The sequence below is a fragment of the Pseudomonas sp. PDM19 genome (genome assembly GCF_014852215.1).
In the GTDB taxonomy this organism is placed as follows: domain Bacteria; phylum Pseudomonadota; class Gammaproteobacteria; order Pseudomonadales; family Pseudomonadaceae; genus Pseudomonas.
In genome coordinates, this window is record NZ_JACVBG010000004.1 from 350,272 (window position 1) to 362,824 (window position 12,553).

14 protein-coding genes are annotated in these 12,553 nt (G+C 66.7%); 9 read left to right on the forward strand and 5 right to left on the reverse strand.

Annotation, left to right across the window (positions count from 1 at the left end):
- Positions 1 to 42: 42 nt before the first annotated feature.
- The 4 genes from IB273_RS23840 to IB273_RS23855 all read left to right on the forward strand — a co-directional run bounded on the left by IB273_RS23840 (position 43) and on the right by IB273_RS23855 (position 3,301).
- On the forward strand, positions 43 to 450 hold the full coding sequence (locus IB273_RS23840; RefSeq protein ID WP_045215897.1) for an acyl-CoA thioesterase: 408 nt from the start codon (positions 43 to 45) through the stop codon (positions 448 to 450).
- Between the two features lie 193 nt (positions 451 to 643).
- Positions 644 to 1,651 carry an ABC transporter substrate-binding protein gene (locus IB273_RS23845; RefSeq protein WP_192225173.1) on the forward strand — a complete coding sequence of 336 codons (1,008 nt, stop codon included), beginning with the start codon at positions 644 to 646 and terminating at the stop codon, positions 1,649 to 1,651.
- Between the two features lie 67 nt (positions 1,652 to 1,718).
- Positions 1,719 to 2,525, forward strand: a complete 807-nt coding sequence (locus tag IB273_RS23850) for an ABC transporter permease (protein ID WP_015479267.1) — start codon at positions 1,719 to 1,721, stop codon at positions 2,523 to 2,525.
- A complete protein-coding gene (locus IB273_RS23855) occupies positions 2,525 to 3,301 on the forward strand; it encodes an ABC transporter ATP-binding protein (protein ID WP_081515395.1) in 777 nt (258 codons plus the stop codon). The genes IB273_RS23850 and IB273_RS23855 overlap by 1 nt, the downstream gene beginning before the upstream one ends.
- A 19-nt stretch (positions 3,302 to 3,320) precedes the next feature.
- Here IB273_RS23855 and IB273_RS23860 read toward each other — a convergent pair whose 3' ends face one another.
- Positions 3,321 to 4,313, reverse strand: a complete 993-nt coding sequence (locus IB273_RS23860; RefSeq protein ID WP_192225174.1) for a TPM domain-containing protein — start codon at positions 4,311 to 4,313, stop codon at positions 3,321 to 3,323.
- Complete coding sequence (locus IB273_RS23865; RefSeq protein WP_081515397.1) at positions 4,310 to 4,924, reverse strand: LemA family protein; 615 nt, start codon at positions 4,922 to 4,924, stop codon at positions 4,310 to 4,312. The genes IB273_RS23860 and IB273_RS23865 overlap by 4 nt, the downstream gene beginning before the upstream one ends.
- Positions 4,925 to 5,070: 146 nt before the next feature.
- Between IB273_RS23865 and IB273_RS23870 the strand changes: the two genes are divergently transcribed.
- The 3 genes from IB273_RS23870 to IB273_RS23880 all read left to right on the forward strand — a co-directional run bounded on the left by IB273_RS23870 (position 5,071) and on the right by IB273_RS23880 (position 7,000).
- Entirely contained in the window at positions 5,071 to 5,901 is an 831-nt protein-coding gene (locus tag IB273_RS23870; protein WP_192225175.1) for an EamA family transporter, read from the forward strand.
- Between the two features lie 100 nt (positions 5,902 to 6,001).
- Positions 6,002 to 6,388 (forward strand): MAPEG family protein, encoded by a 387-nt coding sequence (locus tag IB273_RS23875; RefSeq protein ID WP_192225176.1) that lies wholly within the window; start codon positions 6,002 to 6,004, stop codon positions 6,386 to 6,388.
- 144 nt (positions 6,389 to 6,532) lie between these two features.
- Entirely contained in the window at positions 6,533 to 7,000 is a 468-nt protein-coding gene (locus IB273_RS23880) for a c-type cytochrome (protein ID WP_081515400.1), read from the forward strand.
- Between the two features lie 67 nt (positions 7,001 to 7,067).
- Here IB273_RS23880 and IB273_RS23885 read toward each other — a convergent pair whose 3' ends face one another.
- Positions 7,068 to 7,466, reverse strand: coding sequence for a DUF1090 domain-containing protein (locus tag IB273_RS23885; RefSeq protein ID WP_081515401.1), 399 nt, complete (start codon positions 7,464 to 7,466; stop codon positions 7,068 to 7,070).
- Positions 7,467 to 7,629: 163 nt separating this feature from the next.
- Here IB273_RS23885 and IB273_RS23890 point away from each other — a divergent pair, with 163 nt between their 5' ends.
- Complete coding sequence (locus IB273_RS23890; RefSeq protein ID WP_081515402.1) at positions 7,630 to 8,628, forward strand: alpha/beta hydrolase family esterase; 999 nt, start codon at positions 7,630 to 7,632, stop codon at positions 8,626 to 8,628.
- On the opposite strand, the gene IB273_RS23895 is transcribed toward IB273_RS23890, so the two are convergent.
- Positions 8,625 to 9,371 carry a metallophosphoesterase gene (locus IB273_RS23895; protein WP_192225177.1) on the reverse strand — a complete coding sequence of 249 codons (747 nt, stop codon included), beginning with the start codon at positions 9,369 to 9,371 and terminating at the stop codon, positions 8,625 to 8,627. The two genes, IB273_RS23890 and IB273_RS23895, sit on opposite strands and share 4 nt — an antisense overlap.
- A 172-nt stretch (positions 9,372 to 9,543) precedes the next feature.
- On the opposite strand from IB273_RS23895, the gene IB273_RS23900 reads away from it, so the two are divergent.
- Positions 9,544 to 10,848 (forward strand): ferric reductase-like transmembrane domain-containing protein, encoded by a 1,305-nt coding sequence (locus tag IB273_RS23900; RefSeq protein WP_192225178.1) that lies wholly within the window; start codon positions 9,544 to 9,546, stop codon positions 10,846 to 10,848.
- Positions 10,849 to 10,853: 5 nt separating this feature from the next.
- On the opposite strand, the gene ligB is transcribed toward IB273_RS23900, so the two are convergent.
- Positions 10,854 to 12,521, reverse strand: coding sequence for an NAD-dependent DNA ligase LigB (ligB, locus tag IB273_RS23905; RefSeq protein WP_192225179.1), 1,668 nt, complete (start codon positions 12,519 to 12,521; stop codon positions 10,854 to 10,856).
- Positions 12,522 to 12,553: the final 32 nt, after the last annotated feature.

Consider the following 12,553-nt stretch of genomic DNA (forward strand, 5'->3'; position numbering starts at 1 on the left):
TCATCGCGCTCACGAGGCGCAACCTCCCAAGAAGGAGCTTCCATGAATTTCCATACCCGCAAATGGGTCAAGCCTGAAGACCTCAACCCGAACGGCACCCTGTTCGGCGGCAGTCTTCTGAAGTGGATCGACGAAGAAGCGGCGATCTACGCCATCATCCAGCTGGGCAACCAGCGCGTGGTGACCAAGTTCATCTCGGAGATCAACTTCGTCAGCTCGGCACGCCAGGGCGACATCATCGAGCTGGGCATCACCGCCACCGAGTTCGGTCGCACCTCGATCACCCTGACCTGCGAGGTGCGCAACAAGATCACCCGCAAGAGCATCCTCACGGTCGACAAGATGGTCTTCGTCAACATCGGTCCGGACGGTCAGCCGGCGCCCCATGGTCGCACCGAGATCCTCTACATCAAGGACCAGTTCAAGGACGACGCCATTCCCCAGCCCTGATGGCTGGCTCGCCGAGGTGATTGCCAGCGTGCCCGGAGCCAAGCCGAACCGCGGCGAAAACCTTTGCATTTGCGTCGATTGAATGTGAGCCTGTGCCCGCCCACGGCGGGCATGGGCCGACGCACGCTCCCCGCCGATCCAGCAGCACGCATTCACCCGAATGTGCCTGCAAAACAATGACCGGGGAGAGACCATGCACACCACCTTCGCATCCGCGCTGCGCCAACTGGCCGTGGCCACCTGTGCCAGCCTGCTGCTGGCCGGCGCCGCGCACGCCGCAGCGATCAAGGCCGACACCAAGCCCGAAGCCGGCACCTTCAAGATGGGCATGCAGCCCTGGCTGGGCTACGGCCAGTGGTATGTCGCCGAACAGGCTGGCGCCTTCAAGGCCAACGGCCTGGAGCAGGTCGAGCTGGTCAACTTCACCGAAGACAAGGACATGAACGCCGCCCTGGCCAGCGGCCAGATCGACGGTGGCAACCTCGCCACCCACACCGCCATGGCCATGGTCGCCGCCGGCCTGCCGGTGAAGATCGTCCTGCTGCTGGACCAGAGCACCAGCGCCGACGCGCTGATCGTCGACCCGTCGATCAAGACACTGACCGACCTCAAGGGCAGGCAGGTCGCCTACGAAGAAGGCACCACCAGCGACATCCTCCTGCACAGCGCCCTGCGCAAGGCCGGCCTGACCATCGCCGACGTGCAGCCGGTGCCGATGCCCGCCGCCAACGCCGGCAGCGCGCTGATCGCCGGCCAGGTCCCGGCTGCCGTGACCTACGAGCCCTACCTGTCCGCCGCCAAGCAGCAGAACCCCAAGGTCAACCTGCTGTACAAGGGCTCGGATGATCCGGGCATCATCAGCGACGTGTTCGTGGTCCGCGACGAAGTCCTCAAGGAGCGTCCCGGCCAGGTGCTGGCGCTGATCAAGAGCTGGGAAGCCGGCCTCAAGCACTACAACGAGAAGGGCGCCGAAGGCCGCGCCGCCATCGCCAAGGGCGTGGGCGCCGACGAGTCCGAGCTGACCAGTGCCTTCGACGGCGTGCACTTCTACTCGGTGAAGGAAAACCAGGCCGAGCTGAAGGGTGCCTTCCAGAAGGGCTCGTTCGAGCACATCCAGAAGGCCGCCAGCGAAGCCGGCATCCTCCAGCAGCCGGTCACCCCGGCGCAGGCCATCGACGCGCGCTTCGTCGAGGCTCTCTGATCCTCTGAAACACCCCGCGCGCCGGCCCTGAGCCGGCGCGCGTCTTTCTCCGTTCGACGAGCCCGACATGAAAGCCCGTAAATCCAACCCGCTGTTCACCATCGGCAAGCCGATCGCGCAGCGCCACTTCCTGCTCATCGGCGGCGCCGTGTTCGTCCTGCTGGCGCTGCTCTGGTGGCTGGCCGGCGCCAGCGGCGCGGTGCCGAAGATATTCCTGCCGGCGCCCGGCGACGTCTGGGCGCGCATGCTCAAGCTGGCCGCCGACGGAACCCTGTGGTCGGACCTGAAGGTCAGCGTGTACCGCATCGCCGTGGCCTTCCTGGTGTCCTCGGCGATGTCCATCGTGATCGGCGTTTTCGCCGGCTGCTACGGCTTCTGGAAAGCCGCCACCGAGCCGCTGGTGGACTTCGTGCGCTACATGCCGGTGGTCGCCTTCGTGCCGCTGACCATCCTCTGGGCCGGCACCAGCGACTTCCAGAAATTCCTCATCATCTGGATCGGCACCTTCTTCCAGCAGGTGCTGATGGTGATGGACGCCATCAAGCGCGTGCCGGCGGACTTCGTCGGCCTCGGCCGCACCCTCGGCATGCCGGATCGCCGCATCCTCCTGAGGATCGTCCTGCCCAGCGCCCTGCCGGGCATCTGGGACGCGCTGCGGATCAGCCTCGGCTGGGCCTGGACCTGGCTGGTGCTGGCCGAACTGGTGGCCGCCACCTCCGGCCTGGGCTACCGCATCACCGTGTCCCAGCGCTTCTTCCAGACCGACACCATCATTGGCTACATCCTTCTGCTGGGCTTCCTCGGGCTGGTCACCGACCAGGCCATGCGCGCCGGCGAGAAGGTCCTGTTCCGCTACAACCGGAGACGCAGCTGATGGCGACTTTGGAAATCTCCGGCCTGAACAAGAGCTTCGCGGTCGGCAAGGAGCGCCGCGAGGTGCTGCGCAACATTGACCTGACCCTGGCGGACAACGAGTTCGTCTCCATCGTCGGCACCTCGGGCTGCGGCAAGAGCACGCTGCTGTCCATTGCTGCCGGCCTGGAGGAATTCGACAGCGGCAGCGTCAAGGTGGACGGCGTGCCGATCGCAGGTCCCGGCCTGGACCGTGGTGTGGTGTTCCAGTCCTACACCCTGCTGCCGTGGCTCACTGCGCGGCAGAACGTCGAGTTCGCCCTCAAGGCGGCCGGCATGTCCCGCGCGCAGTGCCGCGAGATCGCCGATGAGCACCTGGAACTGGTGAAGCTGACGAAGTTCGCCGAGGCCTATCCGAACGAATTGTCCGGCGGCATGAAGCAGCGCGTGGCGATTGCCCGAGCGCTGTCCTACCGGCCGAAGATCCTGCTGATGGACGAGCCCTTCGGTGCGCTGGATGCCATGACCCGCCACCAGATGCAGGAGCTGCTCACGCGCATCTGGGAAACCCACCGGCTGACGGTGATGTTCGTCACCCATGACGTGGAAGAGGCGGTCTACCTGTCCGACCGCATCGTGGTAATGGGCCTGGGCCCGGGGCGGATCAAGACCACCTTCGACGTGAAGCTCGGTCGCCCGCGCCATGAGGACATGGCCGCCAGCGCCGAGTTCATCGACCTGCAGCGCCAGGTGCTGCGTTCGATCCGCGAGGAAGAACAGGGCGTCGCCGCCCTGTAATTCTCAAGCGTGCAGGGGCTTACCAGCGGCCGGAGGCCCCGCCGCCGCCGCTGGAGCCACCGCCCCCTCGGAAGCCTCCGCCTCCGCCGCCCCCACGCCCACCGCCGCCACGGCTGATCGAGCTGATGATCATCAGCAGCAGCTGCAGCACGCCCGAGGTCAGCCACATCGGCGGCAGGAAGAAGATGTACAGCACCAGCGGAATCGAGAAGGAACCGATCATCTGCTGCTGCAGGGCTTCGGGGTTGGCTTCGCTGAACAGCAATACTGCCGAGGCCACGCCGCCGACCAGTGCACTGCACAGCAGGTAGCGGCCCATGCTGCGCTGGCGCAACCACTGCACCGGGAACAGCAGGCAGAGCAGCGGCACACCCACCAGCAGGGCGAGCAGGCCGAGCAGGCGCGCAGGGGGAATTTCCTCGGCGGCGCTGGCGTTGCGGTTGGAGTACGCATCGCTGTAGCCCGTCACCGGGCCCGTCTGCGGCAGCTGATCCGCTGCGCCCGCATCGGGTTCGACAGGGGTTGCCGCTGGCGGTTCTATCAGTGCGACGAGGCTGTCGACGCCGGCCTGGATGCCGCCGGCGAAGTCGCCGGTCTTGAAGTGCGGGACTATGGTGTCGCGGATGATGCGCCCGGCCTGTACGTCGGTGATGGTGCCTTCCAGTCCGTAGCCGACTTCGATGCGCAGCGCGCGATCATTCTTGGCAACCACCAGCAGCACGCCGTCGTCCACGCCCTTGCGGCCGAGCTTCCATTGCTCGAAGGCGCGGACTGCGTAGTCCTCGATACTGTCCTCGCCGGTGCTGGGGATCAGCAGCACGGCGATCTGCGCGCCCTTGCGCTGTTCGAGGCCGGCGAGCTGGCTTTCCAGCTGCGCGCGCTGACCCGCATCGAGGGTCTGGGTGAGGTCGGTGACGCGGGCGCTGAGCGGCGGGACGGCGACCGGCGCCGCCTGCAGCAGGCCCGCCCAGCACAGCAGCAGGGCGGCCAGCAGCCAGCGCGGCAGGGTCATTGCGCGGGCTGCGCTGGCGCGTTGCCGAAGTCCACTTTAGGCGCGGTGGAGATGGCGGCTTCGTTCTCGACGCTGAAGTTGGCCTTGGGCTTGTAGCCGAAGATTTTCGCGGTGATCACCTGCGGGAACTGGCGAATCATCACGTTGTATTCCTGCACCGACTTCACGTAGCGGCCACGGGCGACGGTGATGCGGTTCTCGGTGCCCTCGAGCTGGGTCAGCAGGTCCTTGAACAGGCCGTCGGCCTTGAGCTGCGGGTAGTTTTCCGAGACCACCAGCAGGCGCGAGAGCGCCGAACTGAGCTGGCCCTGGGCCTGCTGGAAGCGCTTGACCGCTTCCGGATCGTCCAGCTGGTCGGCATTGAGCGTGGTGCTGCCAACCTTGGCGCGGGCCTCGGTCACCTGGGTCAGCACGCTGGCTTCATGGGAGGCGTAGCCCTTCACGGTGCTGACCAGGTTGGGGATCAGGTCGGCGCGGCGCTGGTACTGGTTGAGCACTTCCGACCAGGCGGCCTTCACCTGCTCGTCACCGGCCTGCATGGCGTTGTAGCCGCAGCCGGAGAGCAGGGTGACCAGGATGTAGCCGGTGAGGAACTTGATCAAACGGGGCATGGCAGACGCTCGTGCTGACGAAAAGGCCCAGTCTAGGTCAGTTCCGGCTGAGGAGTCAGATGGAAATGTCCGAAACAGCCAGCACTTGCCGGCCATGGGGTTGCTCAGGGTAGAATTCATCTGGTCTATACCAGGAGTTCGTTTTCGTGCTCGCCACTACCCTGGTGCTGCTGGCCGCCCTGCTGCACGCCACCTGGAATACCCTCGTCAAATTCAGCAGCGACCGCCTGCTGGTGGTCGCCTGCATGGACATGGTCGGCCTGGCAGCCGCGCTGGTCCTGCTGCCATGGATCGAGATTCCTCCTGCGGCGGTCTGGCCCTGGCTGCTGGCCGCCGTGTCGCTGCAACTGGTCTACCGGGTGTTGCTGATCCAGGCCTACAAGGTCGGTGACCTGGGGCTGGTCTACCCGCTGATGCGCGGCCTGTCGCCGCTGGTGGTGCTGGCGCTGACCCTGACCTTCGGCGGCGAGCACCTGACCGACAAACAGATCCTCGGCATCCTGTTGATCCCGGTCGGCATGCTGTTCCTGCTCAAGGGCGGGGGCGGCTCGAAGCTGCCGTGGATCGCCTATCCCACTGTGCTGCTGATGGGCGTGTGCATCGGCAGCTACACCTGGACCGACGGCAACGCGCTGAAGCTCTGGCCCAAGCCGCTGGACTACCTGGTCTGGCTGTCGCTGCTGTCCGGCCTGCCATTCCCGCTGTTGGCGCTGGTCGGGCGCACACGGGCCTTCGCCAAGTTCTGGATCAACGACTGGAAGCTCGGCCTGAGCGTCGGTTTCTGCGTGCTGCTCAGCTACGGGCTGGTGCTCTGGGCCATGCAGATGGGCTCCATCGCCGAGGCTGCCGCGCTGCGCGAGACCAGCGTGCTGCTGGTGGTGCTGTTCGGCATGCGCTTCCTCAAGGAGCCCTTCGGCCTGCCGCGCCTGGCCGCCTGCAGCCTGGTGCTGGCGGGCATGCTGGTGATGAAGCTGTGAGGATTGGCCCGCGCTACGCCGCGTGGCGCCAAGCCGGTCAAGGACGCGGCGTGTGGCGATGACCTAAGCTGCGCGCTTTCCCCTCGACGAGATTCTTCCCATGCCCATTGCCTTCTGGTGCGTCCTGATCGCGATCTTCCTGCCCTACGTCGGCACCAGCCTCGCCAAGTTCACCGGCGGTGGTTTCGGCCCCCGGCAGAACCACGACCCGCGTACCTTCCTCGCCACCCTGGAGGGCTACCGCAAGCGCGCCAACGCCTTCCAGATGAACAGCTTCGAGGTCACCCCGGCCTTCGTCGCGGCGGTGATCATCGCCTACGTGGTGAACAACGCCGAACCCGCCACCATCGACCGCCTGGCCATCGCCTGGGTCACCAGTCGTCTGCTCTACCTGATCTTCTACGTCGCGGACCTGGCGCTGCTGCGCTCGCTGGTCTGGTTCCTCGGCATGGGCCTGATCATCGCGATCTTCGTCGTTTCGGCCTGACCTGTGCGCGCCTGAACGGCGGCTGAACGAAAGGCGCACGGCTGCGGCGGATGGCCGCAGCTGCTTGGGCGTGGTCTGGAACATTCGGACATCGGGGCGGATAATCCGGCGCTTCCGTGAATAGCCGTCCTACAAGAGTCCCCCATGAAGTTGAAGACCCTGCTCGTTCTGCTGCTCGCCGGCACGGCGCTCGCCGGCTGCCATCGCCAGGACCCCAACTCGCCGGAGTACAAGCGCCAGGCGGTGTTCAAGGAGATGCTCAAGACCAGCGAGGACATGGGCGGCATGCTGCGCGGACGCATCCCCTTCGATGCGGACAAGTTCCGCGCGAACTCGACCAAGCTCGGCGAACTGGCCGACAAGCCCTGGCAGTATTTCCCCACTACCCAGCCGCCGGCTGACAAGGTGGAAAGCGACGATACCCGCGCCAAGGCGGAAATCTGGCAGCGCCAGCTGGAGTTCCAGGCCGACGCCAAGACCTTCCAGCAGGCCGTCCATGCGCTGGGCGAGAACACCCGCAATGCCACGCCGACGCCCGAGGGCGTGCGCAAGGACTTCGCCGCGGTGGAAGACGCCTGCGAAGCCTGCCACAAGAAATTCCGCGCGCTCTAACGCCGTAGTCCTTTGCAGGAGCGAGCAAGCTCGCTCCTGCAGTCAGCGTGACCCGCCAAGCCGGGCTTTACTCCTCCAGCTCGCGCTTGGCCTGCTCCAGTTCGGCGCGGGCTTCGGCCAGCTTGTCCTTGCGCTTCTCGATCTTCTCCGCGTCGCCCTTGTTCATCGCCTTGCGCAGGTCCTTTTCGCGCTGGGCGACTTCCTTCTCGGCATCCAGCACGTTCTGCTTGCGCTCCTGCGTGAGGCTGGCGTCGGTGCAGTAGGTCTTCACCTTCTCCAGCGCGGTCTGCAGGCCGGCGACGCGGTTGCCGTTGCCCTGGGCCTTGGCCTGCTCGAGCTGGGTTTCGATGGCGGCACGCTTGGCTGCGCAGCCGGTCAGCGGTTGCTTGGCGGCATCGGCGGCAAACAGCGGGTTTGCGCAGCCGAGGGCGAGAACGGCGGCCATCAGGGCAGAGCTTCGGAACATTTTCGGAGTCCTTGGTTACCAAACACTATGACGTTGGAGTCAACGGCTAGAGTTTGCCATGGACGGCGCGGCGAGGGGCTGCCCCAGGACAATCGCCCCCGTTTGATTGCCCAGGAGAAAGCCGGGACTCGCAAGGCCCGCCAGGCGGGCAAGGAGAGGCGGTATGCGGGTGGCGATGCGGATCGTGCAGGCACTCATCGCGCTGCTGGTGCTGGCGCTGCTGGTGGGCGGCTGGTGGTACGTGCCCGGTGAGTTGAAGCTGCAGCCGGTGCTGACCGGCAGCAGCGAGGATGCCTCGGTGCGCCAGGGCGAACGGCGCCGCAGCTATGTCCTCTACGTGCCGCAGAAACTGGCCGAGCGCCCGGCGCTGCTGGTGGTCCTGCACAGCTCGCAGAGCAACGGCGAGCGCATGCGCCGCGACAGTGGCTACCGCTTTGATGCCCTGGCCGATCGCGATGGTTTCCTGGTGCTCTATCCCGATGGTTTCGAAGGGCACTGGAACGACTGTCGGCGAGTGGCCTCCTACAGCGCGCGGCGCCTGAACATCGACGACGTCGGCTTCCTCTCGCAGATGATCGAAAGCCTGCAGCGCGAGCGCGGCGTCGATCCGGCTCGGGTGTTCGTCACTGGCTACTCCAACGGTGGGCAGATGGCCCTGCGCCTGGCCGCCGAGGCGCCGGACAAGGTCGATGGCGTCGCCGCCGTGGCTGCCAGCCTGCCGGGCGCCGGCAACGACGCCTGCCGTCCTGCCGAACAACCCAAGGCCGCGCTGTTGATGAATGGTACGCGTGACCCGATCAATCCCTACGCGGGTGGCCGGGTCACGCTGTTCGGCTTCGGTGATCGCGGCACCGTGCTTTCCGCCGAGGACTCTGCCCTCGCGCTGGCGCGGCGCAATGGCCAGGGCGGCGAGCCGCAGGTGGACAAGCTGACCCAGCCGGGCCCGGTGTGGACGCAGCGGCAGCGCTGGGCTGCCGGCGACGGGCCGCCCGTGGAATTGGTGACAGTGTTCGGCGGCGGCCATCTGATTTCGCAGCCGCTGTACCGACCGCCGCGCCTGCTTGGCCGAGTCGACCCGCAACTGGACGGGCCGGCTGAGATCTGGCGTTTCTTCAGCGAGCTGTCACCTGACGAGCCGCCACGCATCGAGCCGCCGTTCTAGAGTTCGATCACCCGACAGGGATCGAAGCCGCTGTCCTCTCCAGGGTAGGCGCCGGGGTTGGCGATGATCCGACCCCGGCCGACCCGATAATCCAGGCACTCGTGCACGTGTCCGTGAATCCACAGGTCGCAGCGTTCGGCCAGGGCTTCCAGGTTCGAGGCGAAGGCGGGCGACAGGGCGTCGCCGACATAGTGCGAGGGAATGGAGCGAGCGCTGGGCGCGTGGTGCGTCACCACCACCGTCGGGCCGGCGAAGGGTTGATCCAGCTCCGCCGCCAGCCATTCGCAGCTGGCGCCGCAGAGCTCGCGACTCATCTCGGGAGTGAAGGGCTGGGTGAAGTAATCCACCGTGTTGAAATCAGGCATCAGCAACTGCGCCTGCTCACAGGCCAGTTCCGACGCGCGTTCGCCGTAGAGCTGGAAGTCCGTCCACAACGTGGTGCCGAGGAAGCGCACGCCGCCGAGGGTCACTGCATCCTTCTCGAGGAAGTGGATATCCAGCGCGCGGGCCAGGTTGCGCATGGCCTGGGTCAGTTCGGGCAGGTCGGAGTGATAGAACTCGTGGTTGCCGGCGACGTAGATGATGTCGCTGTCCGGGAATTCCTCCCGCGCCCAGTGCAGGCCCTGCAGGTGCTCGTGAATATCCCCGGCCAGCACGACGACATCCGCGGCCGCCTGCGGCAGTTCGCGGCGGCTGTTGGGGAAGTATTCGTGGTGGAGGTCGGACAGGATTCGCAGGCGCATGATGTGAAACTGGTATTTAGGAATATGCCGAGCATAACGAAGGGCGATGCGTTTGACATGGGTCATGGCATCGCGGGTGTCTGCCTAAAGACCTTTCGAAATTAAGGGATGATTCAGAAGATTCCTTCAGCTTCCGCTTGGGCTCGCTGCTTTGGCGCCCCAAGGAGGACTCATGAAACTCATCTGGATCGTACTGCTGGCCGTTGCGGCCACCTTTGGCCTGGCGCTGTTCTTCGACCCGCCGGCTACCCTGGACATCTGGGTCCTGCGCAAGCAGGCCATTCTCTTTACCGGCGTCGCGTCCTTCGCGCTGATGTCGCTGATCATGCTGCTGGCGGTGCGCCCGGTCTGGCTGGAAAAGCCGCTGGACGGCCTCGACCGCATGTACCGCGCGCACAAGTGGGCGGGCATCCTGGCCATCGTGCTGGGCCTGGCGCACTACCTGATGGAACTGGGCGGGCCGCTGCTCGCCGAGTTCATCGCCAAGCCGGCCAAGGGGCCGCGGGTGGAGACCTTCCTCGACGTGTTCCGCGGCTCGGCCAAGGATCTGGGCGAGTGGTCGGCCTGGCTGCTGGCGGCGATGCTGGTCATCACCCTCTGGCAGCGCTTCCCTTACCACCTGTGGCGCTACGTCCACAAAACCCTCGCGGTGGTCTACCTGGTGCTCGCCTTCCATGGCGTGGTGCTGGCGCCGGCGGGTTACTGGACGCAGCCGGTGGGCTGGCTGGTGGCGTTCTGCGCCGTGGTGGGCAGCCTCTGCGCGCTCTGGTCGCTCACCGGGCAGATCGGCCGTCGGCGTACCCATGAAGGCGTCGTGGTCGCTATCGAGCGCCCCGGCGAGCGCATGCTGGAAGTCACCTGCAAGCTGCAGGGGCGCTGGCAGCATCGCGCCGGTCAGTTCGCCTTCCTCACCTGTGATCGTCTCGAGGGACAGCATCCCTTCACCCTTTCCTGCAGCGATCTGGGCAATGGCGAGGTGCGCTTCAGCATCAAGGCGCTCGGGGACTACACACAGCGCCTTCAGGATGCTCTGAAGATCGGTGATCCGGTGAAGGTGGAAGGGCCCTACGGCCGCTTCGACTTCCGTCGTGACAAGGGCGAGCGGCAGGTGTGGATCGCCGGTGGTATCGGCATCACGCCCTTCCTGGCCTGGCTCGAGTCGCTGCAGGCGCGGCCGGAGGACTGTCCGGAAGTAACGCTGCTGTATTGCGTACGCTCACCGTCCGACGCCATCTACGCCGGGCGCCTGCGCGAGCTGTGCGCGAAGTTGCCACGCATTGATCTGCGCGTGCATTACAGCGAAAGCGAAGGCTACCTGCAGGCGGCGGACCTGGGCCTGCAGCCCGGAGCGCAGGGTCGCTGGCCGAGCGTCTGGTTCTGCGGCCCGCAGGCACTGGCCGAACTGCTGCGCCGTGACCTGCGCCGGCAAGGCATGCCGGGCAGCCGCTTCCACCAGGAAGCCTTCCAGATGCGCTGAGGCGTTCAGAACCCGGCGACGCCGAGGTCCTGCAACTGCCCGCGCAGTTGCAGGACTTCCGGTGCTCTGAAGAAGGCTTCCAGTTGCGCCGCGCGGACCTTTCCGATGCCCGGTTGCTCCTGCCACTGAGGCGCGCTGCGGGCGGCCAGGGCAGACCAGTCTTCTGCCGCCGGATAGGCATTCGGGAGGGGCGTGCCGAGAGCGCGCAACCAGACGGCGAACGAGCGCTGTCGCGCCAGCTGGAACTGCTGGTGCAGGTTGGCGGCGCTGCGCTCGCCCAGGCCGGGCACCTGGCTCAATTGCTCCGGCGTCAGAGCCATCCAGTCGAGCAGTCCCGCCAGCAGGCCGGCCTCGTGCAGACGCCGCCAGGTGCCGGGACCGACGCCCGAGAGTCCCAGGCCGCTCTTGCCGCTCAGCCATTGCAGGCGGGCAAGGAATTGCTCCGTGCAGCCCTCCGTGGGTTGCCAGCAGGAGAGGGCGTTGAACTGCTCGTCCGTGGGTACAGCCAGTTCGGGGCGAATCGGCGAGCGCCAGACCACGCCGTCGAGGCGGGGGATGGTCAGCCCGGCTAGGGCGATGGCGACCTGATCACCGGGCCGGATATCGAGGCTGCGCCAGCGCTTGAGCGAGCCGGCGGCGACCCGCTGGATGGTCCGCCCATCCAGTTCCACCGGGGCGAGATGCAGCAGCGGCGTCACCCGCCCACTGCGACCGACCTTGAACTCCACGCGCCGCACCTCGGCCAGTGCCTGTTGATGCGGGTACTTCCAGGCCACCGCCCAGCCCGGCGCCTGTGCGCTCCAGGCCTTGCCCGGTGGCCGGCGGCCCTGGCGGATGACGATGCCGTCGCTGGCGAACGGCAGGGGCTGGCGATACCAGCGTTCGCGCCAGGCTTCGATTTCCGGCTGCCCTGCCACTGCCTCGGTCAGCTCGGCGCTGTCGCCGAATCCCAGCCGCCGCAGGCGTGCCAGGCGCTCGGGCATCTCCAGCGGGCCGTCCGGCAGCTCCCAGACGAACAGGCCGATTTGCGTTCCTTCGTCGCCAAGCTCCTTGCGTGCCATCAGCCCGGCGACCTTGCCGCGCGCACCCGCGCCACCCTTCAGCGCTTGCACATGCTGCGGCAGGCGCCAGTACAACTCGCCTTGCAGCACCCATTCGCCGCCCGTGCCGGGCAATTCCTTGGGGATTGCGGCAATCCGCTGCGCATTGGCGGTCCAGTCCTGCCCGCGGGTGCCGTCGCCGCGGCTGATCGCCTGGGCAAACCTGCCGTTGCGGTAGACCAGCGTGACCGCCACGCCGTCGACTTTGGGCTGCACCCAGAGATCGCTGCGGTTTGCCAGCCAGGCGCCCACGGCCGAGGCGTCGGGAAGCTTGTCGAGGCCTGTGTGGACGAAGGGGTGGCGAACCGCCCCGGCGCTGCTGGCCAGCGGTGATTCGGGGGTGGCAGAGGCTTGCGGGAAGCACGCCTGCCATTGGCGCAGGCGCTCGCGGGACTGGTCGTAGAGTTCATCGGCGACCGGTGATTGGCCGTCTCGGTGGTAGTTGTCATCCCACTGCCGCAGCTGTGCGCGGAGCGCGTCGATCTGCCGGGGTGCCTGCTCGGCCGGCCAGTCGGGGCAGGCATGGGCGAGAAGGGGAGGGAGCAGCAGAAGGGCGAGGGCAAGGCGAAGCATGGCGAGCATCCGGGCAGCGGAAACCCGCAAGG

Excerpts from the sequence above, each read along its gene's own strand:
- IB273_RS23855 (WP_081515395.1), top strand. The coding sequence starts at position 2,525 with ATGGCGACTTTGGAAATCTCCGGCCTGAACAAGAGCTTCGCGGTCGGC.
- IB273_RS23840 (WP_045215897.1), top strand. The coding sequence starts at position 43 with ATGAATTTCCATACCCGCAAATGGGTCAAGCCTGAAGACCTCAACCCG.
- IB273_RS23860 (WP_192225174.1), bottom strand. The coding sequence starts at position 4,313 with ATGACCCTGCCGCGCTGGCTGCTGGCCGCCCTGCTGCTGTGCTGGGCG.
- IB273_RS23885 (WP_081515401.1), bottom strand. The coding sequence starts at position 7,466 with ATGTTCCGAAGCTCTGCCCTGATGGCCGCCGTTCTCGCCCTCGGCTGC.
- IB273_RS23890 (WP_081515402.1), top strand. The coding sequence starts at position 7,630 with ATGCGGGTGGCGATGCGGATCGTGCAGGCACTCATCGCGCTGCTGGTG.
- ligB (WP_192225179.1), bottom strand. The coding sequence starts at position 12,521 with ATGCTTCGCCTTGCCCTCGCCCTTCTGCTGCTCCCTCCCCTTCTCGCC.
- IB273_RS23880 (WP_081515400.1), top strand. The coding sequence starts at position 6,533 with ATGAAGTTGAAGACCCTGCTCGTTCTGCTGCTCGCCGGCACGGCGCTC.
- IB273_RS23895 (WP_192225177.1), bottom strand. The coding sequence starts at position 9,371 with ATGCGCCTGCGAATCCTGTCCGACCTCCACCACGAATACTTCCCCAAC.
- IB273_RS23850 (WP_015479267.1), top strand. The coding sequence starts at position 1,719 with ATGAAAGCCCGTAAATCCAACCCGCTGTTCACCATCGGCAAGCCGATC.
- IB273_RS23865 (WP_081515397.1), bottom strand. The coding sequence starts at position 4,924 with ATGCCCCGTTTGATCAAGTTCCTCACCGGCTACATCCTGGTCACCCTG.
- IB273_RS23875 (WP_192225176.1), top strand. The coding sequence starts at position 6,002 with ATGCCCATTGCCTTCTGGTGCGTCCTGATCGCGATCTTCCTGCCCTAC.
- IB273_RS23845 (WP_192225173.1), top strand. The coding sequence starts at position 644 with ATGCACACCACCTTCGCATCCGCGCTGCGCCAACTGGCCGTGGCCACC.
- IB273_RS23900 (WP_192225178.1), top strand. The coding sequence starts at position 9,544 with ATGAAACTCATCTGGATCGTACTGCTGGCCGTTGCGGCCACCTTTGGC.